The sequence below is a fragment of the Priestia filamentosa genome (assembly GCF_900177535.1).
Lineage (GTDB): Bacteria > Bacillota > Bacilli > Bacillales > Bacillaceae_H > Bacillus_I > Bacillus_I filamentosa.
Genome location: NZ_FXAJ01000002.1, coordinates 510047 through 533745, shown reverse-complemented (window position 1 = coordinate 533745; position 23699 = coordinate 510047). Strand labels below are relative to the sequence as shown.

Annotated in this window: 26 protein-coding genes and 1 riboswitch; of the genes, 4 read left to right on the top strand and 22 right to left on the bottom strand. The window is 35.7% G+C overall.

Annotated elements, in window-relative coordinates; translation table 11 throughout:
* Nucleotides 1-53 precede the first annotated feature (53 nt).
* Nucleotides 54-206: riboswitch (cyclic di-AMP (ydaO/yuaA leader) on the bottom strand.
* 986 nt (nucleotides 207-1192) lie between these two features.
* Nucleotides 1193-1324, top strand: a complete 132-nt coding sequence (locus B9N79_RS09690) for a DUF4023 domain-containing protein (protein ID WP_082864717.1) — start codon at nucleotides 1193-1195, stop codon at nucleotides 1322-1324.
* A 648-nt stretch (nucleotides 1325-1972) separates the two neighbouring features.
* On the opposite strand, the gene B9N79_RS09685 is transcribed toward B9N79_RS09690, so the two are convergent.
* Both B9N79_RS09685 and B9N79_RS09680 read right to left on the bottom strand, forming a co-directional pair.
* Nucleotides 1973-2680, bottom strand: coding sequence for a class I SAM-dependent methyltransferase (locus B9N79_RS09685; RefSeq protein ID WP_040057695.1), 708 nt, complete (start codon nucleotides 2678-2680; stop codon nucleotides 1973-1975).
* Between the two features lie 133 nt (nucleotides 2681-2813).
* Nucleotides 2814-3545, bottom strand: a complete 732-nt coding sequence (locus tag B9N79_RS09680) for an SDR family NAD(P)-dependent oxidoreductase (protein ID WP_046217217.1) — start codon at nucleotides 3543-3545, stop codon at nucleotides 2814-2816.
* Between the two features lie 115 nt (nucleotides 3546-3660).
* Between B9N79_RS09680 and B9N79_RS09675 the strand changes: the two genes are divergently transcribed.
* The gene (locus B9N79_RS09675) at nucleotides 3661-4116 is read left to right on the top strand and encodes a GNAT family N-acetyltransferase (RefSeq protein WP_019394457.1); all 456 of its coding nucleotides are present in this window, start codon (nucleotides 3661-3663) and stop codon (nucleotides 4114-4116) included.
* A 49-nt stretch (nucleotides 4117-4165) separates the two neighbouring features.
* Here the strand turns inward: B9N79_RS09675 and B9N79_RS09670 are convergent, their stop codons facing one another.
* The 3 genes from B9N79_RS09670 to B9N79_RS09660 are packed head-to-tail and all read right to left on the bottom strand — an operon-like array spanning nucleotide 4166 to nucleotide 5921.
* Entirely contained in the window at nucleotides 4166-4792 is a 627-nt protein-coding gene (locus tag B9N79_RS09670; protein ID WP_040057697.1) for an NUDIX hydrolase, read from the bottom strand.
* A 38-nt stretch (nucleotides 4793-4830) separates the two neighbouring features.
* Nucleotides 4831-5484, bottom strand: a complete 654-nt coding sequence (locus tag B9N79_RS09665) for a YczE/YyaS/YitT family protein (RefSeq protein ID WP_046217216.1) — start codon at nucleotides 5482-5484, stop codon at nucleotides 4831-4833.
* A complete protein-coding gene (locus B9N79_RS09660) occupies nucleotides 5481-5921 on the bottom strand; it encodes a GNAT family N-acetyltransferase (protein ID WP_019394460.1) in 441 nt (146 codons plus the stop codon). Before B9N79_RS09660 ends, B9N79_RS09665 begins: the two co-directional genes overlap by 4 nt.
* 124 nt (nucleotides 5922-6045) lie before the next feature.
* Here B9N79_RS09660 and B9N79_RS09655 point away from each other — a divergent pair, with 124 nt between their 5' ends.
* Nucleotides 6046-6498: a MarR family winged helix-turn-helix transcriptional regulator gene (locus B9N79_RS09655; protein WP_046217215.1), complete on the top strand. Its 453-nt coding sequence runs from the start codon at nucleotides 6046-6048 to the stop codon at nucleotides 6496-6498.
* 38 nt (nucleotides 6499-6536) lie between these two features.
* Here B9N79_RS09655 and B9N79_RS09650 read toward each other — a convergent pair whose 3' ends face one another.
* The 9 genes from B9N79_RS09650 to B9N79_RS09610 all read right to left on the bottom strand — a co-directional run bounded on the left by B9N79_RS09650 (nucleotide 6537) and on the right by B9N79_RS09610 (nucleotide 15432).
* The gene (locus B9N79_RS09650) at nucleotides 6537-7088 is read right to left on the bottom strand and encodes a hypothetical protein (RefSeq protein WP_048896782.1); all 552 of its coding nucleotides are present in this window, start codon (nucleotides 7086-7088) and stop codon (nucleotides 6537-6539) included.
* A 262-nt stretch (nucleotides 7089-7350) separates the two neighbouring features.
* The gene (locus B9N79_RS09645) at nucleotides 7351-7920 is read right to left on the bottom strand and encodes a maltose acetyltransferase domain-containing protein (protein WP_046217212.1); all 570 of its coding nucleotides are present in this window, start codon (nucleotides 7918-7920) and stop codon (nucleotides 7351-7353) included.
* Between the two features lie 80 nt (nucleotides 7921-8000).
* Nucleotides 8001-9233, bottom strand: coding sequence for a cytochrome P450 (locus B9N79_RS09640; protein WP_082864716.1), 1233 nt, complete (start codon nucleotides 9231-9233; stop codon nucleotides 8001-8003).
* A 158-nt stretch (nucleotides 9234-9391) separates the two neighbouring features.
* Complete coding sequence (gene bioD / locus B9N79_RS09635) at nucleotides 9392-10099, bottom strand: dethiobiotin synthase (RefSeq protein WP_040057702.1); 708 nt, start codon at nucleotides 10097-10099, stop codon at nucleotides 9392-9394.
* A complete protein-coding gene (gene bioF / locus B9N79_RS09630) occupies nucleotides 10096-11265 on the bottom strand; it encodes an 8-amino-7-oxononanoate synthase (RefSeq protein ID WP_372450246.1) in 1170 nt (389 codons plus the stop codon). Before bioF ends, bioD begins: the two co-directional genes overlap by 4 nt.
* The gene (bioA, locus tag B9N79_RS09625) at nucleotides 11252-12601 is read right to left on the bottom strand and encodes an adenosylmethionine--8-amino-7-oxononanoate transaminase (protein ID WP_046217210.1); all 1350 of its coding nucleotides are present in this window, start codon (nucleotides 12599-12601) and stop codon (nucleotides 11252-11254) included. Before bioA ends, bioF begins: the two co-directional genes overlap by 14 nt.
* Complete coding sequence (locus B9N79_RS09620) at nucleotides 12594-13373, bottom strand: 6-carboxyhexanoate--CoA ligase (RefSeq protein ID WP_040057704.1); 780 nt, start codon at nucleotides 13371-13373, stop codon at nucleotides 12594-12596. Before B9N79_RS09620 ends, bioA begins: the two co-directional genes overlap by 8 nt.
* A 302-nt stretch (nucleotides 13374-13675) precedes the next feature.
* Entirely contained in the window at nucleotides 13676-14128 is a 453-nt protein-coding gene (locus tag B9N79_RS09615; protein WP_040057705.1) for a PaaI family thioesterase, read from the bottom strand.
* A gap of 341 nt (nucleotides 14129-14469) precedes the next feature.
* Nucleotides 14470-15432, bottom strand: a complete 963-nt coding sequence (locus B9N79_RS09610; RefSeq protein WP_046217209.1) for an NAD(P)H-dependent flavin oxidoreductase — start codon at nucleotides 15430-15432, stop codon at nucleotides 14470-14472.
* Between the two features lie 81 nt (nucleotides 15433-15513).
* Here B9N79_RS09610 and B9N79_RS09605 point away from each other — a divergent pair, with 81 nt between their 5' ends.
* Nucleotides 15514-16029, top strand: coding sequence for a gamma carbonic anhydrase family protein (locus B9N79_RS09605; protein WP_046217208.1), 516 nt, complete (start codon nucleotides 15514-15516; stop codon nucleotides 16027-16029).
* 20 nt (nucleotides 16030-16049) lie between these two features.
* Here B9N79_RS09605 and paaX read toward each other — a convergent pair whose 3' ends face one another.
* The 8 genes from paaX to B9N79_RS09565 all read right to left on the bottom strand — a co-directional run bounded on the left by paaX (nucleotide 16050) and on the right by B9N79_RS09565 (nucleotide 23691).
* The gene (gene paaX, locus B9N79_RS09600) at nucleotides 16050-16946 is read right to left on the bottom strand and encodes a phenylacetic acid degradation operon negative regulatory protein PaaX (protein WP_019394474.1); all 897 of its coding nucleotides are present in this window, start codon (nucleotides 16944-16946) and stop codon (nucleotides 16050-16052) included.
* Nucleotides 16947-17288: 342 nt separating this feature from the next.
* Nucleotides 17289-18065 (bottom strand): enoyl-CoA hydratase-related protein, encoded by a 777-nt coding sequence (locus B9N79_RS09595; protein WP_085118190.1) that lies wholly within the window; start codon nucleotides 18063-18065, stop codon nucleotides 17289-17291.
* A gap of 69 nt (nucleotides 18066-18134) precedes the next feature.
* A complete protein-coding gene (locus B9N79_RS09590; RefSeq protein ID WP_019394476.1) occupies nucleotides 18135-19340 on the bottom strand; it encodes an acetyl-CoA C-acyltransferase in 1206 nt (401 codons plus the stop codon).
* Complete coding sequence (locus tag B9N79_RS09585) at nucleotides 19337-20212, bottom strand: 3-hydroxyacyl-CoA dehydrogenase (RefSeq protein WP_040057709.1); 876 nt, start codon at nucleotides 20210-20212, stop codon at nucleotides 19337-19339. The genes B9N79_RS09590 and B9N79_RS09585 overlap by 4 nt, the downstream gene beginning before the upstream one ends.
* Nucleotides 20213-20292: 80 nt before the next feature.
* A complete protein-coding gene (locus B9N79_RS09580; RefSeq protein WP_040057710.1) occupies nucleotides 20293-21810 on the bottom strand; it encodes an aldehyde dehydrogenase family protein in 1518 nt (505 codons plus the stop codon).
* Between the two features lie 14 nt (nucleotides 21811-21824).
* A complete protein-coding gene (locus tag B9N79_RS09575; RefSeq protein ID WP_046217206.1) occupies nucleotides 21825-22598 on the bottom strand; it encodes an enoyl-CoA hydratase-related protein in 774 nt (257 codons plus the stop codon).
* Nucleotides 22599-22612: 14 nt separating this feature from the next.
* The gene (locus B9N79_RS09570) at nucleotides 22613-23389 is read right to left on the bottom strand and encodes an enoyl-CoA hydratase (protein WP_019394480.1); all 777 of its coding nucleotides are present in this window, start codon (nucleotides 23387-23389) and stop codon (nucleotides 22613-22615) included.
* On the bottom strand, nucleotides 23386-23691 hold the full coding sequence (locus B9N79_RS09565; RefSeq protein ID WP_019394481.1) for an EthD family reductase: 306 nt from the start codon (nucleotides 23689-23691) through the stop codon (nucleotides 23386-23388). The genes B9N79_RS09570 and B9N79_RS09565 overlap by 4 nt, the downstream gene beginning before the upstream one ends.
* Between the last annotated feature and the right edge of the window lie 8 nt (nucleotides 23692-23699).

Genomic DNA, 23699 nt, shown 5'->3' with positions numbered 1-23699 from the left:
AAAGACCACAGAGGAGTCCCCCGTGGTCGTATTATTCTTTGATCACAAGTTTCACACCCTCTCCCTAACGCTTACGAAGTTAGCTGTCGGATTCGGGTCAAGAAGTAACCCTACCTTTACTTACATAAAGGATTCACCCCAAGTAACAGAAAAAACTGTTACAAAATTGGTTCCTCCGTTCCATACGGATTCAGCGGTTAAGATGATTTATGAATTTACCAAAGATATATTACTCCTGTTTTTTTGTGTTGTAAAGACTAAATTAACGTCTATTTCTACTATTTTATCCTTACATTAGAACCTTTTTTAGTAGAAGGGAAGATAATCCTTGCTTTCTTTTGATAATCGTCTCTCTAGATGGTAAAAAACGTACAAATAAAGACAGTGAGCAAAGCCCTCTAATAAAGTAATAGAATTAAAGCAGCATGATTTAGAAAAGTCTTTAAAAGGAACATATGTTAGAATTCTTAATAAAATGTTCAAGGAAAAGAATCTTATTTGAATTAGAAAAGATTTTTTTATGTTCAAATAAGCGACATTATGTAAACTATAAAAGTTTGGATATAGACAAGGGTTTAATCGTAAATAGAAAGACTCCATTTTGAAAAAAACGAATCAAAATGAAGTCTTTTTTTGTGAGTATATAAGCCGTATTTATAACTTACATGTAAAGATCTATAAAACCGTATAGATTCCTTACTTAGCGGTCTGTTTGACTAGGTTATATAAAGTACTTCGGAGTAAAATAGACACCAAACTCAAAATTAGAAACAACACTCCTCCCCATAAGATGTATTTGATTCCCATCCCTGATAGCAATAACCCTCCTATCGCAGTGTCAATACTTACTCCCCAGTTGGAGCAGGATACAAATAATCCATTCGCAAACTCCGGTGCTTCAGGCGCGGCAGAAGTAATCCAATATTGTTTTAATTTATGATACGGAACGCCGTTGTGTTTCTAATTCAGATGTTAGTTTAATACTGTCATCTTCCATAATACACAAAAAAGTATTATTCGCTAACTTCTTCTGTTTCAGAATTCGTCACTAATTTTTTTTTTAATTTTTCCAAATTGCTTTGCTTCTGTTTCTTAAATGATCTCAGACTAATTAGTCAACCAATTAATTGCATGTATGAATTCTTTGAATGAGGATAAAGTAACAATGAGTTCTAGATAAGGAGGGTTTCTTATGGATGACACACGTGAGTTTGTAGAAAATTTACATGAAAAACAGGCTAAGGCGGAGCAGAATGAAAAGCGTCAAGGAAAGTCCCATGCAAATCGTAAATTACCTAATAAACAGCACAGTACTAATAAGTAAGTAAATGAAGCCATTGCAACACTTAAACGACTACAGATATGAAATTGATTTAACTGTTGAACCATAGAGTTTGGATTCCTTTTAATCTTGTAAATAAAACAGGATGTTAAGAAACTCAACATCCTGTTTTATTTAACCTTTAATCAAATTTTATTAGAAATTATCAATCTTTTAAAAAATATTGAACTTTTTTTATATTATGATTGACATAGTTACCATATCCATTAATTTCTTTCTCACTCCATAAAAACTGAACCCAAACAAAAAGTTCGTAAAATGAACGTCCATAAAAGTTGTATTTTTACAGACAGGTGTGTTTTAAGAGAAATACATTCTTTTCAATGTCTGTTTAAGACTAAAAATAATTACAGACGTTCTCTAAAATATATATAGTTTAATAAACGTTTTTAGTGAAATGATTGAAAAATAAAAAAACCGCTCTGGATTAGGATTTAGAAATATTATTGACTATTCAATAATCTATAACTTTACGTAGGAATGATCTTTCTCATTTGCGCTTTATTTACTCTAGTAAAAGAACAAAATAATTCAAAGCCACAACAAATAGTCAAATAAGCGACAATCTATACAAAAATAATCTTTGATTAAATGAAACAGCTCCCATTTTAAAATGGGAGCTGTTTTCTTCTATTTTTTATAAATAACGAGCATTTCGGTTGCTTTTGGCATAAATCGAAATGTTGTGGGAAGGAGCTTTATTTCCACGTGCTCGTTTTTTAGCGTTTCGATTAGACTATTTAAATATGGGTAAATCTCATGATTAAATCCAACGAGCGGATAAATTCGAATTTCTCCGCCTTTTTTCGTTACCCTAATCATTTCTTTCATTGCATTTACGTGAAAGTTGAAATCAAATTGTGCTTCATATAAAAAAAGGAAATGATTGCACAACAAGAGAGAATAGGTTTGATCTGAAAAAGGCAAATGCGGGAGCGCTCCGTAAAAAAAGCGTTGATCTTTTTCGTTTTGCGTATATTGTTCCATAAATAAAGAAAACGAGTCTCTTCGAATTTTATCATGTTCTTCTAGCGTCTTATAGGAATCCCATAAAAGAGTTTGAGTCCCTTTTTTAAGCTTACGGCTAGCTTCTTGGATTTCTTCTTCGCCGTGTTTTCTCATCTCTCGTGGAGATATATTGTACAAAGGATCTACTGCGTAAGCATCATATCCTTTACGATAAGCACTTACTGTGAAAGAAGAAGCTCCTGCTGCAACGTCTAACACTTTTCCGCCTTTAAATTGTTCCATCTTCAAGTCGAACATCTTTTCATACTCTTCGTAAGATCTGCATGTCATAGCAACGCCAACTTGTTCATAAAATACATTTTTACTCATCTTTACGATCTCTCCTCTACTCTACTAAACTCTGCTCAATGTTAGAAAAGTCTAACAGTTATCATTATAAAACTATCTTCCATATATTTCAACAAAAGATTAAAATATAGATTTCTTCTTTTTATTGTAAATTCTATCTTAAATAGCCTCCATTATTGAGATCAAAGGTTGCTCCTGTATAGTGATTAGATTTATCAGATAAGAGAAAGAGAACCGTTTCAGCTACATCTCTAGCTGTAACAGGTGTTTGGATGAGCTGACTGTTCCAATATTCTTGCTTTCGCCACTTTGGAATACTTTTCATCATTGTTGTATCAACCATTGTGGGGGCAACAGCATTTACTTTAATATGTGGTGAAAAGTTCACGGCACAGCTTTTTGTTAATCCTAAGATAGCGGCTTTTGACATCCCATAAATAGCATCAGAGCTTCCTTCCATTCCTGATACTGAAGACATATTCACGATTGTTCCCTTTTCATTATTTCTCATCATCTTCTTTGCAAATAGCTGCGAAAAATAGACGGCTCCTTTGACATTAATATTTAATACAGAATCAATGCTTTCTTCGGTGTAATCTAATATATTTTGTGCAAGATAAATTCCTGCATTATTTACTAGGGCATGTACTTCCTCGCCTTTTTCATTAATCCATTCAAAAAAGCGAACAACTTCTTTATAAGAACTAACGTCTACTGTATATGTAGATAAGTTGGTATTTTTCAGTAATTTTCCTAGCTCTATTAAGGCTTCTTCATTCACGTCACAAGCAATAATTGAAGCTCCTTCGTCTAAACAAAGTCTCACAATTTCTTTTCCAATACCCGCTCCTGCTCCAGTTACAATTACTCTTTTATTTTTTAGCAAATTCAAAACTCCTTACATGATGTAAAATAGTCGTATACTGTAAATTTTACCTCTCCATTCCAGTTCTTTCAAGAAAAGTGGGTGACAAATACAAATTGTAAAAGGAAGTGTTGTTATGATAATAAGAAGAATACATAGAGAGGAAACACCCCCTTTTTCTTTGCTCTTACTTGCAGATCCTTCTCAGGAAAAAGTGAAGGAACATCTAGAAAAAGGCGTTTGTTTTGTAGCGGAAGAAGATAAGAAAATAATCGGAGCTTACATTTTAGAAGAAAAAAATGAAAAGAGTATTGAACTTGTGAATATCGCAGTGAAAGAACATCTTCATGGAAAAGGAATTGGCAAAAAGTTAATTCAGCATGTCCTTCAAAGTACAAAAGAACAGGGCTACGAAATCATTGAAGTTGGAACAGGAAATTCAAGTATAAATCAGCTTGCTTTTTATCAAAAGTGCGGCTTTCGCATGACAGGTATTGAACGCAACTTCTTTTTAGAAAATTACAAAGAACCATTATTTGAAAACGGCATCCGCTGTCAAGATATGGTTCGGTTAACGTTTTTCTTACAGTAAAAAATCAGGTTAATTCCCAATTAATTAGGAATTAACCTGATTTTTTAAGCTAGAAATGAAATGTTTTATGCAGTTCATGGATGATTCTCTCATAGTAAAATGGCTTATGTTGAACAAATTCTTCCCAATAAAAGGCTTTATTAATCGGGGTTTTCTCACCTTTTTGATGTATTTGAAATCCTTCCACATTAATACTATCCGTTTGACCTAACCAAAGCTCAACAACGGAAGAAAGTTTGGCTCTTACAAGACCTGAAACTTCCTCTTGCTGAAGGGTATATCCTTCAAATGTGTGCTGAGTTTTATACACGAAAACATGTGCTAGCTCTTTGTCAATAAAATGAGGAAGCGTCACGCTATATGGAATAACGCCGAGCGAGAGAAGGTTGTTGAACGCTACTTCAACGCCAAGCTCCTCTTCTACTTCTCTGATGCCATCCATAACTGTTTCATGTGCTAATAGATGACCTGCTGCTGTGATATCTAACAAATTCGGATAATCTTTTTTCTCTTTGCTTCGAATTTGAAAATAAAGATAAATCTCTCCTTCGTATTCACTAACAAACCAGCAGTGAAAGGTTTCATGCCAGTATCCTTTCTTATGAACCTCATCTCTAGTTTTCTCACCAATGTGTACTTGGTTTTCATCAAATATTTTTAAGTACTCTTCTTTCACTCTATTTCCCCCTACTCACGCTCCCGTTTTCATACAAACTATTCTTTTTCTTCTAAAGGTGAAAAGAGAATCCCCTCTGTTTTTTTGAAAAACCATTTTCTTGTTAACGGCATAAAAAACTGTAAAAGAGGTCCGCCAAGCCCTACTGTAAGGAGCGTTCCGATTCCAATTGGACCATGTAGCAAAAACGCAAGAAGTAAAAAGATAACATACAAAACAGTTTTAGATAGCCTAATACTTATTCCTGTTCGTTCAGTTATAATAAGCATAAGATGATCAAGCGGAATTGGAGCAAAGTTTGTATGAAGATAAATCGCTGTTCCAATCCCTACAATAATTAAGCCTACCGTGAAAACGAGAAATTGGCTAGTTAATGTAGAGGGATTTTCAAGTGTTTTGATCAAAAAAAGCCAAAAGTCAATGCAAACTCCTGTCATAAAAGCGGTCACTAATCCTAAAAACTTCGGCTTTTGCTTTTTTAAACATGCATTTGTGAAGATAAGAACGAAGGCAATTACAACTTCCCAACTTCCAACTGTTAAGCCAATGTTATGGGATAGGCCAACTAAAAGAGCATCAAAAGGTGAAGTTCCAAGGTTTGCCTTTATTGTAAGAGAAATTCCTAAAGTTAACAGAAGAATGCCTATACTATAAAAAGCAAGTGTAAAAGCATTTACTTTCCTTCCTATCATGAGTGAACGAACTCTTTAACCATTAAAATGTGTGGAATGCCATCTTCCATAAAAATAGCTGAAGAAGCATCATAGCCTAGTTTAGTATAAAACCCTTGCGCTTGCACTTGGCCATGCAGTTTTACAGAAGAAAAGCCACGCTCTTCTACAATTCTTTCAAGAGCTTCTATAATGATTTTTCCAAGGCCATATTTTCGATATTCTTTTAAGATGCAAATTCGTTCTAGCTTCCCGACTCCTTCTACAACGCGCACACGTCCTGTACCAACAGGCTCTCCGTTATAATAGACGAGAATATGATCACAGCCATTATTCAGTTGATCATATTGATCAAACTCCTCTGCTAGTGGTACTCCTTGTTCACTCACAAATACCTCTTTTCTAATGTAGAAAGCAGTCTCTAAATCCTCTTTTGTTGTAATTTTCTTTGCTGTCATTTTAACCCCACCTTTTCTAGATTTATCAATGAACATCCTTCATAATGAATTTATTATCCCTATAAAGTATACAAGAAAATATTTTTGTTGTAAATGCAACAAAATATAAAATGGAGGTTTTTTTGTGGATGATGTTTTAAGAGAAATTGGAATGATTGCAAGAGCACTTGACTCTATTAGCAATATTGAGTTTAAAGAACACAACTTAACAAAAGGACAATACTTATATCTCGTGCGCATTTATGAATACCCTGGCATTATTCAAGAAAAGTTAGCGGAAATGATTAAAGTAGACCGTACAACGGCTGCTCGGTCTATAAAAAAGCTCGAAACGGAAGGATTTATAGAAAAGAAAGATGATCATCACAATAAGAAAATTAAGAAGCTCTTTCCAACAGAGAAAGGAAGAGAAGTTTATCCGTTTTTAAGACGAGAAGGAGATCATTCTGAAAAAGCAGCTTTAACAGGGTTCTCAGAACAAGAACGAGAGGAAGTTTTTCAGTTTGTTCAACGAATAAGAAAGAATATTGAAGGAGACTGGGAAGCTGTAAAAAAAGGAAAGAAAAGAGAGTATTAAAAAAAGAGCAGGCCTTTTCCACAAAGGACTTGCTCTTTTTAAGCAGAATGAGCTTTTTCGAGTAATGTATTGTATTCTTCCCAAAATGCTTCGTAGCTTTCTCGTTCATCGTCATCTTCTATTCTTTTCTTTTGTGACTGTTCAAAGAATGCTTTCACTTCTAATGAAAAAGCGACAATTTCCTCTCGATACTCTTTTTCACTGATTTTTACCGTTAAATCTTTATAGTCTATAACTCCTTCCTTATAGCTTGTTGTCGTAAACTTCACAAAATTAGATAGGGTAATCTCGCCCTCCATGTGCTGTACTCCCCAATAAATTGAGATTGGACATCCTGGTGATAAAGCATTTCCACAATGGGTAATAAGCGGTTCATCACGTTCAGGATCAATCTCTTGGTATGTAAAAGCAGGTTCTTCATAGAGGGTACGCAGTAAAGTTAATGCAGAAGTACTAATTCCCCACTCTTCATCCCTACCAGAGTTTGTGATAACCACATCTCCTACTTTTATATAAAGTTCTCCGTGTGAGCATAAATCGTGAACTTCCTCTCCTAGCCAATATTGATTTATAATATTAATTTTGAACATCTTTCCACCTTCACTTTCTAAGAAATTCAATGATTCTCTCATTCTGCTTTACGATTTTCCTCATCTGCGTATCTAGAGATAAAATCGTTACAAGAACAATAACAAAACCAATCAGAACTAACATTCCAATCTCTTCCTTTCCTTTAATGGTAACACAGTAAGTTTCATCCTGTATAAAGTAGCCTCTTCCTTCGTTCAAAAAGCAAAAAAAGAAAACCTTCAAAAGGTTTTCTTTTTTGTTTTTTCCTCATATTGTCATTACTTATACTAAAGAAACGTCAAGCTTTTTAATAATTCGGGCTGGATTTCCTCCAACTACGACATTGTCAGGCACATCTTTCGTAACAACTGCTCCAGAAGCAATCACAACGTTATGACCAACTTTTACCCCTGGATTAATGATTACTCTTCCGCCAATCCAAACGTTGTTTCCAATTGTAACAGGGATTCCGTACTCTCCTGCTGTATTTCGTTCGTGAGGATCTAATGGATGTGTAGCTGTATAAATGTGTACGCCTGGAGCAATAAAACAGTTATCTCCAATTCGAATCTCACATACATCGAGAAGGACACATTCAAAATTCATAAAAAAGTTTTTACCTATATGTATGTTGTATCCATAATCACAGCGAAAAGGTGGCTCAATATTAGCATGCTCACCTCCTGAACCAAACAGTTCTCTTAAAATCTCTCCTTTTTCTTCATCACTCATCTCAATGTTATCATTATATATTTTCAATAGTTTTCGTGCTTTTTTTCGCTCTTCTCCTAACTCCATATCATCTGATTGGTACAATTCCCCCGCTAACATTTTCTCTTTTTCAGATTTCATTTCTTTCTTCCTTCCTCTTAATATAATTGCTTCATCACAACTATACTTGTATATACAAGGTAATTCAATATATCTAATGCTTAAATAAAATTCTCATCTGGATATGAATCAAATGTTACGTGCAATTCTACTAAAGATTTGAAGCCAATAATTTTTCGATAATGACCATTGCCATCTACCGCTTGTAAATTTTGTACGTTTTGTAAAAGTCGTTCGATCGCAATTTTAGCTTCTAGACGTGCTAAGGAAGACCCCAAGCAGAAATGCCTACTGTGACCAAAAGCAAGGTGGGGATTTGGATTTCTTGTAATCTCAAGCTGATGAGAATTCCGGAACTTTCTAGAATCCCGGTTAGCAGCTCCTAAAAATAAATAGACTTGTTCTCCTTTCCGAATAACAGCCTCATTTATAATAATATCTTCTGAAGCAGTACGAGCAATAAGCTGTGCAGGACTTTCAAATCTCAAAAATTCTTCTATAGCTGTTGTGATTAATTCTGGATCATCTTGTAATTTCTCTAATTGCCTTGGGTTCTGAATTAATAAAAAGATAGAACTACTAATAAGATTAACAGTCGTTTCGTGCCCTGCAATTAAGAGCAAAACACATGTTGCTATGAGTTCATCATAACTTAATTTCTCTTCTCTCTGTTTTTCCTGAATTAATTTACTGATCAAATCTTCTTTTGGTTCTTGTTCTCTCTCTCTAATTATTTTTTTGAAATAGGCTATTATTTCTTCCGTTGCTTTGCGACTATTCCCTAACGTTTTCGGAGATCTCGTAAAATCAATGGATTGAATAAAAGTAGCCGTCCATTCTTTAAATAAGGAATAATCCTTTACTGGCACTCCTAATATTTTAGCAATAACAGAACTTGCTAAAGGGAAAGCATAGTCAGATACAACTTCCATAGTTCCTCTACAACTAACTTGATCTATGAGCTCATCTACTGTTTCCTCTATAAAAGGACGGCATTCGTTTACGATATTTGGTGTGAAAAATTTAGTAACAAGAGAGCGTAATCGTCTATGATGTTGTGGAGTAGTAAATAACATCATATTCTCTTGGATTCTTCTAATATTCTCGTAGTTGCGAGAAAAAGCCGGGATAGGAGGACGGCTATGGAATCTTGAATCTTTGAGGACTTTTAACGTTTCTTCATATCCTGTTATGTACCAGCCTTGATATTTTAATAATGTACTTTTATAAATAGGATTAATGGATCGCATCTCTTCATAAAATGGATATGGATTTTGAAAAAACTCTGAAGTATTGAAAGAAAATGACTCTATATTTGTAGTATTCATTTTCATGTTATCCTCCTTGTTTATTTTAAAATAAATAAGCAGCCGAAATTCACTCGACTGCTCGTTTTTACTTTTTCTCTACTAAAATTCACTCTTAAAATAGTTTAATAAAGAAGAAACTTCTACCTTTACACTGAATAATTCACCTTTTGAAAATAAAGTACTTATTCACATTGCCCTTCCATCCTATTTATAATAAGTTTCGAATCAAGATGTTGATTCACTACCATCTCGATATTTTCTTTTGTTATTTCCTTAAGTTTTGGAACAATTCCTAGGATAGGGACACCGCACATCTCTTCTATTGATGTAGGGTTTGTTTGTTCATCTAGTCCTGGGTTATCACTCATTCCATTGATGATAATACCCGCAATCTTTATCCCTTGACTTTTGGCATAATGAACAGTTAGGAAAGTATGATTTAGCGTTCCAAGATTAGGACGCGCAACAATAACAATGGGAAGGTTTATAGATTTAATCAAATCACTAACTAAAAAATGTTGACCAAGCTGAACGGAAATTCCTCCTGCTCCTTCGACAATAAAAGCGTTATGTATAGATTTTATATCGCTCCACCTTTTCATCACTTCATTGAGCCCTACTTCTTTTCCTTCTAACTTTCCGGCTGTATAAGGAGAAAGAGGTTCTTTAAATGCAAACGGCGTAATTTCCTCCTGCGAGAGCTTAGTTCCTGACATAACTTTCAATAAACTTGTATCACTGTTAACGTCATCTCGACTTACTCCACTTAAAAATGGCTTAAACACTCCAACATTTCCTCTATGCTTTTTTAACAGTAAGGCTAAAGCACAAGAAACAACGGTCTTTCCTACTTCTGTATCTGTTCCTGTTACAAAGAATCCGAATTTCAAATCACCTTCATCTCCTTTCCCGTTACATAGAAACTTTCTAATATCCTCTCTATCTCGTTATCCTTGTATTCTGATGTTATCGTTATCCGTATTCTACTTTGCCCTTCTGCAACAGTAGGGGGACGAATGGCAGACGTATAAATTCCTTTGCTTTGTAATCTTTGCGAAAAGGAAACAGCCTTTGTAGAGTCGCCGATCAAAACAGCTACGATCGGCGTCATTCCTCCTTTTACATTAAACCCCATATCCTTTAATCTCTTCGTTATTTCTTCAATAGCTCCAAATAATCGACTCCGTTTTTCAGTACTTTTTCCGATAATTTCAAGAGCAGTGTATGAAGCAGTACAAATAGCCGGTGACATAGCGGTCTGAAAAATAAAGGTACGAGCATGGTTTCGCAGAAAATCAATAAGTGTGTGTGAACCTGCTACAAATCCCCCTTCTGTTCCTACTGCTTTGCTTAACGTTCCAATAATAATATCTGGATGAACATGAAAATGTTCGCTTGTTCCGCCCCCTGTTTTTCCTAGCACACCTGTTGCATGAGCATCATCTACGATTACATACGCTTTATACTTCTCTGCTAGTTTCATAATTTCAGGTAAAGGAGCTAGAGTTCCATCCATACTAAAAACACCGTCTGTTACAATAAAACGCCGTTCATATTGCCCTGTATCTTCTAACTTCTTTTCGAGATCAGCCATATTAATATGCTCATAAATGACTGTATGTGCTCTTGACAATCGACAGCCATCAATAATGCTAGCATGATTGAGTTGGTCACTTAAAATGACATCGCTTTTTCCGGGAATAGAAGATAATACTCCAATATTTGCAAGATAACCGCTTGAAAACAATAAAGCAGATTCCGTTTTTTTAAAGGATGCTAACTTTTTTTCTAACCTTTCGTGCAATAATGTATTACCAGTCGTTAAACGAGCTCCACTACTTCCTACTCCAAACGTTTCTACAGCATTTTGAGCTGCTCTGATTAGACGTCTATCATTAGAAAGCCCTAGATAATTATTAGAAGAGCAAACAAGTTGTTTTCTTCCATCAATATCTACCTCTGTTTCCGGAGCACTTTGCATGGTTTTTAATGTTCTATATAATCCTTTTTCTTTCATTTTTAAAAGGCGATTTTCAAGTTCATCATTGAAGGACACCATTCGTTACCTCCATAATCGCTTGCTTTATAATTTCGATCATTTCTTTTAAATCTTCTACTGTACTTACAAGTGGTGGCATAAGAACGATAACATCTCCAAGCGGACGAGTTAGCATTCCAAGCTCCCTCATCTTTAAAGACACTTTGTAACCTATTCTCTTATCTGACGGAAAAGGTTGTCTCATTTTTTTAGATTGTACAAGTTCAATACCACACATAAAGCCAAGTTGGCGAACATCCCCAACATGAGGAAGTTCATATAGGGTGTTAAGCAGTTTTTTAAGATTTTCACTCTTCTCGGCAACTTTTTCTACTACCTCTTCCACTTCAAATAACCTTAAATTTTCGAGAGCGACAGCACAGCCAAGTTGATTTCCTGTATAAGAATGACCATGAAAAAAGGTTTTCATATTTGAATAGTCATCATAAAATGCTTCGTAAATCCGTTCCGTTGCAAACGTTACTGCAATAGGTAAATATCCACCTGTAATTCCTTTTCCGGCAGCCATTAAATCTGGTTGCACATTTTCATGCTCACATGCAAACATTTTCCCTGTACGACCAAATCCAGTTGCTACTTCATCAACAATTAATAACACTTCATATTTTGTACAAAGCTCACGTACGCCTGAAAGAAATCCTTCTGGCATCACAATAATCCCTGAAGCTCCTTGAACAATAGATTCTATAGATAAAGCAGCAATTGTATGATGATGCTCTTTTAACAATTGTTCAAGTTCCTGTAGACATTCGTCACGGCATATACAAGGGTCTTGACTCTCTGAACGATATACATAGGGAACAGGAGCTTTAAAACTTTCAAACATTAATGGACCATATACATGATGAAATAGATCAATAGAACCAATGCTAACAGCTCCGATTGTGTCTCCGTGATAACCGTTTTTCATAGATATAAATTTTTGCTTTTCTGGTTTTCCAACGTTTTTCCAATATTGAAAAGCCATTTTCAAAGCAATTTCGACCGCCTCTGCACCACTATCGGAATAAAAAACACGGGTTAAGTTTTTAGGACTTATGTTAATAAGTTTTTCCGCAAGCTCGGTCGCTGGCACGTTTGTCATACCAAGCAAGGTAGAATGAGCGATTTTTTCTAACTGTCGTTTTATAGCATCGTCAAGCTCCTGTTTACGATGTCCGTGTACATTTAGCCATACTGAAGAAAAGCCATCGTAATATTCTTTTCCATAAACATCTTTAACCTTTATTCCCTCTCCATTTTCAATAATGAGCGGATTCTCATCATAATCTTTCATTTGTGTAAACGGTAACCAAAGATATTTTTTACTTTTTTCGATTAATTCACTATTCATGATTTACCTCCCATTGAATAAGAACAGGGTTCGTTTTTAAGTAATCTATGTATTTCGTTACGTCTTCAGAGCTATCAACAAAGAAGATACGGCAACCTTGCTCATTTCCGTATTGTTTTAGGGTTGTAATCCGCTGATATCCAAACTTTTTACTAGCCACATATCCTGTCGTGTAATCTGGATCATCAGACCAACATAGTTCTGCAACTGTGGCTTGATGCATACTTACTTTTGAGGCAAGGGTTAGAGCTTCTTTCAATCGATTATTCTGATTTGCTGCAATCTCTCTATTCCATTTCTTAAAGTTTTCATCCCGCCAATCCATTCTAGATACACGAATCCCTTTTCCATTGTGATAGCTTTCATCTAATCGTTGTCCTGTCTTACTATCAATAAGAATAGCACCGCTGAGTTCCGCATATTCTTCGACTAGTAGGTAAGCTTTTTGAATAATAGGAAACGGCACTCCACATTTCATTAATAAGTTTTGAGCTAATAACTGTCCCTCATCAACTGAATTTGTAGTATGTGTAGTAACTTGTAAAGGACTAATGACTTGAACAGGCTCATCTACTACTTCAAACTGAATTTGAGCAAAGTCTGGTGTTCCTCTTGAATGGGTTAAACTTTTATGAAGCAGCTTATCTACTGCCCCTCTAATTTCATCAAATAAAACAAGTTGTTCCCCACCTGATATATGTTTCCCTCCTTCCTCGTGTGGTTTACTCTTAGAAGCTCTCATTCTCACACTATAATATGATAAATCTCTCATTCTCTTGTCCCTACTTTCATTCTAAAACTGAACCTCGATGATAAAATGTTTACAGATCTACATATGTTAACTGGATATAAACTATGGTTAACATATGTAGATGTTAACTTCTTTACACAATTCTGTCAATTACATACCTACAAGGTTATGATTGATTTTTGAGTGAAAGACAAACCTTATCCATCAGATCAAAGAACACTACTTTTATGGGATAAGACATTATTGCTACAAGCTTTTGCCTATAATACATAGAAAAGAGAACTCCTACTCTCATCTAAAAATGAGAGTAGGAGTTCTCTTTTCTATTCAACAGGAACGAAATAATGATTCTTACGGTAAACTAGAGCGTCCATCGTAGCTAAAAGTTCTCCATCACTTTCTACTCTGATTTTATACCAACCTGTACGGTTATTTCGTTTCTCTTCTACAGCTTTTGCTATTAAACGCATTCCTACATTTCCGGGAGCCATAAAATTAACATTTGTTGATAGTCCAACAGATGTCTTTCCATAAGAATTACTAGCTGCTGCAAAAACATAATCTGCTAAAGAAAAGATGATTGCTCCATGGACTGTCCCATGTGCATTTAACATATGATCTTTGATATCCAATTCCGCGGTTGCTGTACCTTCTCCCATATGGATTAATTTCATGCCTAGAAATTGTGCAAAGGGTTCTTGTTCCATAAGAGAAAAGATTTCATTATAGTATTTCTGATGAATTTCTTGTTCCGTTATATTTGTTTTCATGCTCATTCCTCCGCTTTTTAGGACTAGTCAAACACCTGTCATATAGGAAATGGTTCCAATTTAAATATGGTGGAGAAAAAGATTATTATATTTCTAAATACGAATTTTAAAAACTAGGGTAATGCCTTCCTGTAAGATTGATTTTCTAAAATCCTCACCTCTTAAAAGATTATTCAATACCACCTCTATCAAACATCAAAGATAGACAGCATTTTTTAGAAGGGTCCCTACATTTAAAGCGCTTTCAAAAAAGGTAAATAAAAAACTTCTATAAATAGAAATCTTACTTGTTTATAGGAATCCAAAAAACAAAGTTTTTAATCCTTTTAGACAATCGAGATTATAATTTAAGATGTGAACGTTTCAAAAGATGAGAAGGATTGTTGGATTTGTGATGAAGCTTCTTTCATCATATTTTCCAACAACTCTTTTACACTAGGAATATTTGAAAGTAAACCTGCTACTTGTCCACTGTTAATAAATCCATTTACAAAGTCTCCTTTTAGAGCTCCTATAACATGGAAATTTTCAGAAGTCATTTTATTGTATTCCTCTAGAATTATCCCTTCATTTTCTTTTTCAACGATTTTATTTGCATATGGAGTATTTAATATTCTTCTTACTTGCCCTACCGAACGTCCTACCACAACTGTATCTGTATCACTTGCTTGAATTAATTTTTGCTTATAGCTCATGTGAAATGGTGCTTCCTGCGTAGCAATCAGACGTGTACCAATCTGAACCCCACTTGCTCCCAATATTAAAGCTGCTGCCAAACCTTTCCCATCCCCAATTCCACCTGCAGCAATTACAGGGATATCTACACACCCAGTGAGCTGTGGAATAAGCGTAAATGTTGTGAGTTCAAGATTCGAATTAATTCCGGCCGCTTCAAACCCCTCTGCTACTAATAAATCGGCTCCTGCTCTCTCTGCTTTTTTAGCATGTTTAATAGAAGCGACTACTACGATTACCTTTATACCGTGCGAATGAAGTCTCGGAATAATCGAAGCAGGATTTCCTGCCGATAATGAGACAACTGGAATATAATTATCTATTACAACATTTATGAGGTCCTCTAAAAAAGGTGTAACAGTAATAGGAATGTTTACAGCAAAGGGTTTATCTGTTCTCTTTTTTGTTTCTTGAATCATTTCTTCGACTTGATCTGGTGTCATCGTCCCGCAGCCGATTGTACCTAATCCTCCTGCTTCTGATACAGCAGCAGTGAGAATTGCGTTGCTAATATTCCCCATTCCCCCTTGAATAATAGGATATTTAATATTTAATTGTTCTGTTAAATGTAACATTTTCACCACTCCCCTCACAATAATGTTATACTATAGATGAAGGAAAAACAATTATAAATTCTCTATAAGGAGGACCCTAGTATGATTATTTCTTATAATGAAAAAGAACCGGATATTCATAAAACAGCATTTATAGCGCCAGGGGCTTATGTGATAGGAGATGTAGAAATCGGAGAAGAAACGACTATTTGGTTTAACGCTGTTTTACGCGGTGATGAAGGCGCTATCAAAATTGGAAAGAAATGTAGTATTCAAGACAATTCAACAATTCATCTATATGCTGGCTGCCCAGTCACTGTTGAGGATGAAGTAACAATTGGACACAACGTGATTCTTCACGGATGTACAATTGGAAGACGCTCTATTATTGGAATGGGGTCTACCATATTAGACGGCGCTCAAATTGGTGAAGAATGTATTATCGGAGCTAATTCACTTATTCCTTCTGGAAAGGTCATTCCACCTCGTTCTCTTGTTATGGGGTCCCCAGGAAAAGTTGTTCGTGAAATAAATGAGAAAGATTTAGAAGTTATTCAATTGTCTATTGATTCTTATGTCCAAAAAGGATATGAGTTTAAGAAACATTTAAGCAAATAAAAATTCCTAAGAGTTATCTCTTAGGAATTTCTAATTTGTTCACTAATTAAAGGATGATCCGTAGAATCGTATGATTTACTTTTATGGCTTAAATCATTATCTTTTTGAAAAATGTCTTCAAAAAACTGGTTAGCAGGATCAGCGAGCATTTTATAATACTGGCTGAATAATAAGGCCGCATGATTGCCAATCCAACGTGCTGGTAATAGTTCTTTTGGAAGGCCAGGATCCACAAATAGAAATTTCCGATATTCATGGATAAGGTTTGTTCTCTCTACAAAACATTCTGCATCAGTCATCTGGCCTCGCTGAATGACACTTTGATGGATAATATATGTTTTACTATACGTATCAATAAACTGTTCATATTTTTGTTCAATCTCTTCTAACGGCCAGCTCTTTTCTACTAATGATTGATTTGTATGAGGTCCTTTGTAATCAGATATAAAGAAATCAACGTATTGTTCAATATTATATTTATCAATTAATAGTTCAACTTCTTTTTCTAGATTATTAGGTGATAACCAGCAACCATTTGAAAAACTTCCAAATCCGCTCCATATTAACTCTTTTCTAAACTCATCGCGGATTTGTCTTTTTTCCTCTGGAATGGTATACATGAGAATTCTCCACTTTCCATCCCACTCGTGGGGATTTAGTTTATAAATTCTCCGTGCTGCTTCTTCAATCCGATTAACGCCTCGAGGAGTTAAAAAATAATAGCTCTTATTTCCTTCTCTTTGAGATTGGAGCCATCCTTGTTTAACCATACGTGAACAAGTGACACGTACAGCTTGTTCGTTATGTCCAAACTCCTTTAATAAACGTATTAAACTGCCGATCCAAATTTTATTACCATAATGGCGAATATAATCACCATAAATCGTGAAAATCATCGATTGTGTGTTAGTACTCATTAATACCTCACTCTTTCTACTCGCTCACCCTGTTTTATGTTATACAGCGGAGTACTAAAAAGCTTTTAAATATATTCTCTAATCCCTTTCTAATTAAGCTAAGAGTTGTTAGAGTTCTTTAACTAATAAAAGTTATTATTTCTTAAGCCTTCCTTCTAATGCACGAGCAATTTTTTTGATTTATCTAACAATATCATATCGAATGTTTGTTAACCATGGCAACTATTATTTTCCTTCATATTAGGTATGAACTTTTTAAAAATAATAGTTTTCTTCTACAAGTATGAATATTTCACTCGTTTTTCATTCAAAAGTCATGATTATATTTTGTTACGGAAAGGGCTATTTTCCTTTAAACTTTGGCCTTCTTTTTTCACTAAACGCATTCAAAGCTTCTAATCGATCTTCTGTAGGTATCGTTAATTCATATGCTTTTGATTCAATCTCTAGTCCTGTCTGCAAATCAACATTCATTCCTTGGCTAATCGCATATTTAGCTTGCTTTAGAGCAACTGGGCCATTTTTCATCATTTCTGCTGCAAAAGTTTCGCAAGATTTCATAAGCATGTTCTGTTCGACAACCTTTGTAAGTATGCCGAGTTCATATGCTTCTTGAGCTGCAATTTTTCTTGCTGTAAAGATCAGTTCTTTAGCTTTTGCCTCTCCAATTAAACGAGGCAATCGCTGTGTACCTCCAGCTCCTGGGATAATCGCCCAGCTTGTCTCTGTAAGTCCAAGCTTCGCCTCTTCGACAGCAATAGAAAAATCACATGCTAGCATTAATTCAAATCCACCACCAAATGCGTATCCATTTACTGCAGCAATAGTAGGCTGTGGAAGATTTGCAATACTATTGAAAACATCTCGGATCGCCTTTACATTTCGTTTTACCTGCATCTCTGATAATGTTTTTCGTTCCTTTAAATCCGCACCTGCACTAAAAGCCTTTTCACCTGCACCTGTAAAAATGACAGTGTTTACATTTGAATCTAGATGAATCGCCTCTACAATTTCTTGTAGCTGCTCTAATGTTTCATAGTCAAAACAATTTAACACCTCGGGGCGGTTAATTGTAACATACCCAATCATATTTTCAACTCTGTATAAAATACGAGACATGATTTTTACACTCCTTTTCTATAAAACAACCCTTACCTAGCATAGGGCTAAATAAGGGACTCCTCTATTTTACTCTTTTACATTTGCGACAATTGTTGCAATTCCTTGTCCAACACCCACACACATTGTGCTAAGGCCGTATTCAATATCTTGTTTTTTCATTTCGTAAATAAGAGTTGTTAATATTCTTGCCCCACTTGCTCCTAGCGGATGTCCAAATGCAATAGCTCCTCCATTTACGTTCACTTTCTCTGTATTTAACTCTAGTTGACGAATACATTCTAAAGATTGAGAAGCAAAAGCTTCATTTAATTCAACTAGTCCAATGTCTTGTATTGTTAAGTTGGCACGCGACAAAGCTTTTCTAGTAGCCAAAATCGGGCCTAACCCCATGATACTGGGTTCTAATCCCGCAGTTGCACCAATTACATACTTTACAAGCGGTCTTAAACCTAATTCTTTTGCTTTGTCGGCACTCATGATTAGAAGGGCTGAAGCTCCGTCATTAACCCCTGAGGCATTTCCTGCAGTAACCGTTCCTCCATCAAAAAGGGGTCTTAATTTGCCTAACGTTTCTAACGTTGTATCAGGACGAGGATGTTCATCCCTATCAATAACAACTTCGTTGCCTTTTCGATCTCGATATATAACAGGTACAATTTCTTCAGAGAATCGATTTTCTTCCATTGCCTTTTTTGCTTTTTGTTGACTTTCAAATGCAAATTGATCTTGTTCACTACGTGAAATTTGAAACTGTTGGGCTACATTTTCAGCCGTTTTAGGCATTGTTTCTGCCCCGTACATTTCTTCTAATTTTTTATTTGTAAAACGCCAGCCAATTGTGGTGTCTTGTAACTCCATACTGCCTCTCGGAAATTCTTTATCAGGTTTAGCCATCACTAAAGGTGCACGAGTCATGCTTTCTGTGCCCCCAGCAATATAAATATCCCCTTCACCGATTGCGATAGCTCTTGCTGCATAGATTACAGCATCAAGACCTGATCCACATAGCCGATTGACAGTAGTTCCCCCTACGCTTGTTGGAAGTCCTGCTAGTAAAGCTGACATTCTAGCCACATTACGATTATCCTCACCAGCTTGGTTGGCATTCCCCAATATCACTTCTTCAATTTGATGAGGTGGGAGGTTCGGATTACGTTCAATGAGCGCCTTAATAACTATCGCCCCTAAATCGTCTGGACGTATATTTTTTAAAGCTCCTTTATATCTTCCAATAGGAGTTCGCACTGCATCTACAATAACAACTTCCCTCATTTTTTGACCTCCTCTTTTGACTTATTTGTGTAATCGTATACACCTTTACCTGATTTTCGTCCTAGACGTCCAGCTTTCACGTATTGCTCTAGTAGCGGAGCTGGTCGGTATTTTTCCCCTAACTTTTCATGTAAATACTTTAAATTATTTAAACGTGCATCTAACCCTACCAAATCGACAAGTTCAAATGGACCCATTGGATAATTTAATCCTAGTTTAATAGCTTTATCAATTTCCTCTGGCGTCCCTAATCCTTCTTGTAACATATAAAAAGCCTCATTCCCTACTAACGCACTGATTCGACTCGTTACAAATCCAGGAAACTCATTAATCACAACGCTTTTTTTCCCCATTTGCTCTGCTACTTCTTTAATAAGTTGTGCTGTTTCATCACTGGTTTCTAAGCCGCGGACGATTTCAACAAGCGGCATCTTATGTACTGGATTAAAAAAATGCATAGCAATTGTTTTTTCAGGGCGTTTAGCATATGAAGCAATTTCTGTCGGACTCATTGTTGAAGTATTAGTAGCGAAAATACAGGAATCAGACGCATATTCTTCTAAGTTATGAAACACTCCTTTTTTTATTTCTGTTTTTTCAGGAACAGCCTCAATAATTAAGTCAGCTTGACTTCCTGCCCCTTTTAAATTTGTAGAATAAGAAAGATTTTCTTTAGCCTGTAAAGCTAATTCGTTAGAAATATGACCACGATTCAAGCTTTTTTCAAATAAACTAACAATCTCTTTTTTGGCATTTTGTAAAGCAGATTCATCCACATCTATTAAGGTAACTGAATATCCCCCTACAGCTGATACGTAAGCAATACCTCTGCCCATTACACCAGAACCTACTACAACAATATTATTTATCATTGTTCCGTTCCCCCCTTATGTTTTACTTAAAAGAGTACGGATAAAACTCTTATAGAGCTTTATCCATACGTATTCTAGGCTTACAAGCCAAATGGATTTAAAGGACGGCTTCCATAGTAAGAAATAATACTTTTTGTTTCTGTATATAAATCAAGCGTTTCAATGCATAATTCACGGCCAAAGCCTGACTGTTTATATCCACCAAATGGAGTGCCTGGGAATGCAGAGAATGGACAATTGACCATTACAATACCAGCTTGAATTTGGTTTGCTACACGTGTAGCACGTGCTCCATCTTTTGTCCAAAGAGCTGAACCTAAGCCAAATTCTGTGTCATTTGCGAGTTTAATCGCCTCTTTTTCATCTGTGAATTTCATAATCACAACAACAGGACCGAAGATTTCTTCATTTACTACTTTCATTTGATGATTAACATTTGCGATAACAGTAGGTTCATACCAAAAGCCATTTTCAAATCCTTTTACTTTGGCAACCTTACCGCCAGTTAAAATATCTGCCCCATCCTGTACTGCGGATTTTACATAGCCATCAATGACATCTAGTTGATTTTGATCAATGACCGCTCCAATGTGTGTACCTTTGTCAAATGGATCCCCTAATGTTAATTTTTTTGTTTTTTCAACAAACTTACGAACAAACTCATCATACATACTTTCATGTACATATAAACGAGAACGAGCTTCACATGATTGTCCTGTATTATAGAAGATTCCAAACAATGATCCATCAACGGCTGCATCTAAATCTGCATCATCAAACACGATGTTTGGAGATTTCCCTCCTAGCTCTAACGTTACGCGTTTTAACGTTTGTGACGCTCTTTCCATAATATTTTTTCCGATCGGAGTTGAACCAGTAAAGGCAACTTTGTCTACTTGTTTATGTTCAACTAAATAATTCCCAACTTCTGATCCAGAACCTGGAATAACATTTACTACGCCTTCTGGTACACCAGCTTCAAGACAAATTTCTCCTAGAATGATGGCCGTTAATGGTGTTAGAGAAGCTGGTTTAACAATCACAGAACATCCTACAGCTAGAGCAGGAGCAATTTTCCATGCTGCCATCATTAATGGATAGTTCCAAGGAATAATTTGAGCGCAAACCCCGACAGGTTCTTTTTCTGTATAATTTTGAAATTGCCCTGGGACGCTATTAACGGCACCACGATGACCAACAATAGCTGAAGCATAAAATTCAAAATCTTCAATTGCCTGCATGACTTGGCCTTGTGCTGCATGAAGAGATTTTCCTGTATCCAAAATCTCTAATTCTACTAATTCATTGAATCTAGCACGCATAATGGAGGCAATTTTATTTATAGTACGCGAGCGTTTATTAACGGGATACTTCTTCCATTTACCATAATCAAATGCCTGACGAGCTGCCTGAATGGCCTTTTCTGTATCTTCCTTAGAGGCTTTTGCGACTTCAGCGATGACTTCACCTGTTGCAGGATTATACGTTTTAAATGTTGCACCATTGCTACTTTCTAGTTTTTCTCCATTGATGATAAGATGATAAAATTTTCGCTTCATTTCCGATTTTTCTACTTTTGTTTCTTGAACTGTTGACATATAATCCACTCCTTTTAATTTCCGATAAAAACAGGTTTTTGTTTTTCTAAAAATGCTTGAACACCGAGTCGATGATCTTCTGTTGTTCCAGCTATTCGTTGACCTTCAGCTTCTTTTTCTAAATATTCATTAAGAGGTAGGTCATTCGCTAATTTTAAATATCGTTTAATTAAACCAATTGCCTTTGTTGGCATAGCAGCTAAATGTACAGAAAATTCTTTCACTTCTTTTTCCCATGTATCTAATGTGATGACCTTTGTTGCTAATCCTAGACGTTCAGCTTCAATAGCTGAAATCTTTTCTCCTAAAATAGCTAATTCTGCAGCTTTCGCCTGACCAATTAACTTTGAAAGAAAGTACAAGTTCCCCGAATCTGGAATGAGTCCAACGTGAATAAATGCATTCACAAAACTTGCTTTTTCTGATACTAATCTAAAGTCACATGCAAGAGCCAAACTAAATCCGGCTCCTGCTGCAATACCATTTACTGCAGCTATAATAGGCTTTTCACACATCATAATTTGCTTTATCATTGGGGCGTAATGCTGCCGTAAAACCTGGCCGTGATCCATGTGCTCATCAACTTCTGCTAAATCTTGGCCAGAACAAAAGGCACGTCCTTCACCAGTAATAACAATGCAACGGACATTTTCATCTAAGGAAGCATCTTTGATAGCTGATTTAATCTCATAATTCATTTGAGCAATGAATGCATTGAGTTTTTCAGGCCTATTTAGAGTCAACCAAGCTACTCCATCTCGGACATTATATTGAATGGTTTCAAACATACTTTCTAATCTCCTTATTTTCCTTTAAATTCTGGCTTTCTTTTCTCAGTAAACGCTTTCATTCCTTCTTTTTGATCTTCTGAAGAAAACAATAGATAGAAGTTCTTCCTCTCATATTGCATCCCTTCATATAAGGGATAATCTACTGCTTTGTTGACTGAGTCCTTAATGAGACGCAGTGATAAAGGAGGTTGTTTAGATAACTTTTTAGCGAATTTGAATGTTTCTTCCATTAATAGCTCATGAGCTACAATTTTGTTAACCAAGCCATACTTTAAAGCCTCTTCTACAGGAATTCTGTCCCCTGTCCAAAGCCATTCCAACGCTTTTGCTCTTCCCACAACCTTTGTAAGACGTTGTGTTCCCCCTGCTCCTGGCATCACACCAATATTTACTTCCGGAAATGAAAATTCAGTACCGCTTGCTGCCATTAACAGATCACAGCAAAGCGCTAACTCAAATCCTCCGCCAAAAACAAATCCTTGTACAGCTCCAATAATCGGTTTTTTTATCAATGAAAGACGATCCCAATCAGCAAATTGATTTAACAGCTCTAAATGAATAGGCCCGTCATTAGCCATTTCTTCAATATCAGCGCCAGCTGAAAAAGCGCGCCCTTTTCCTGTTAGTAGTATTGTGACTACTTCATTATTCCGATCAAGCATTTCCATAGATTCAACGATTTCTCTTACCATTGTACGATTCAATGCGTTGTACTGTTTAGGACGATTAAGCTCAATGATTCCTACTTGATCTCTAATCGAGGTTTCAATAAATTCGAAAGTGCTCACTTTACTTCCTCACCGATCATTAAGGTAACAAGCTCTGCTGCAAATCCCATCAAATCTTTTCCAGAAGCTTTGCCTTCAGCCGATTTTAATCCTTGTTTTAGAGCTTCATGATCATCATAGTACATTTCACATAATAAATAATATTTACCTTCTCCACCCATAGGAGAACCTACGATTTTTGTTACTTCCATCTTGCGAAGACCTGGGATTTTTTCTGTAATTGGTCCGTGTACATTAAAGTAATGCTCATCAAACTCCTCTTTGTTTTCAGGATGCTTATATAACGCGATTAATTTCACCATTTTATTCC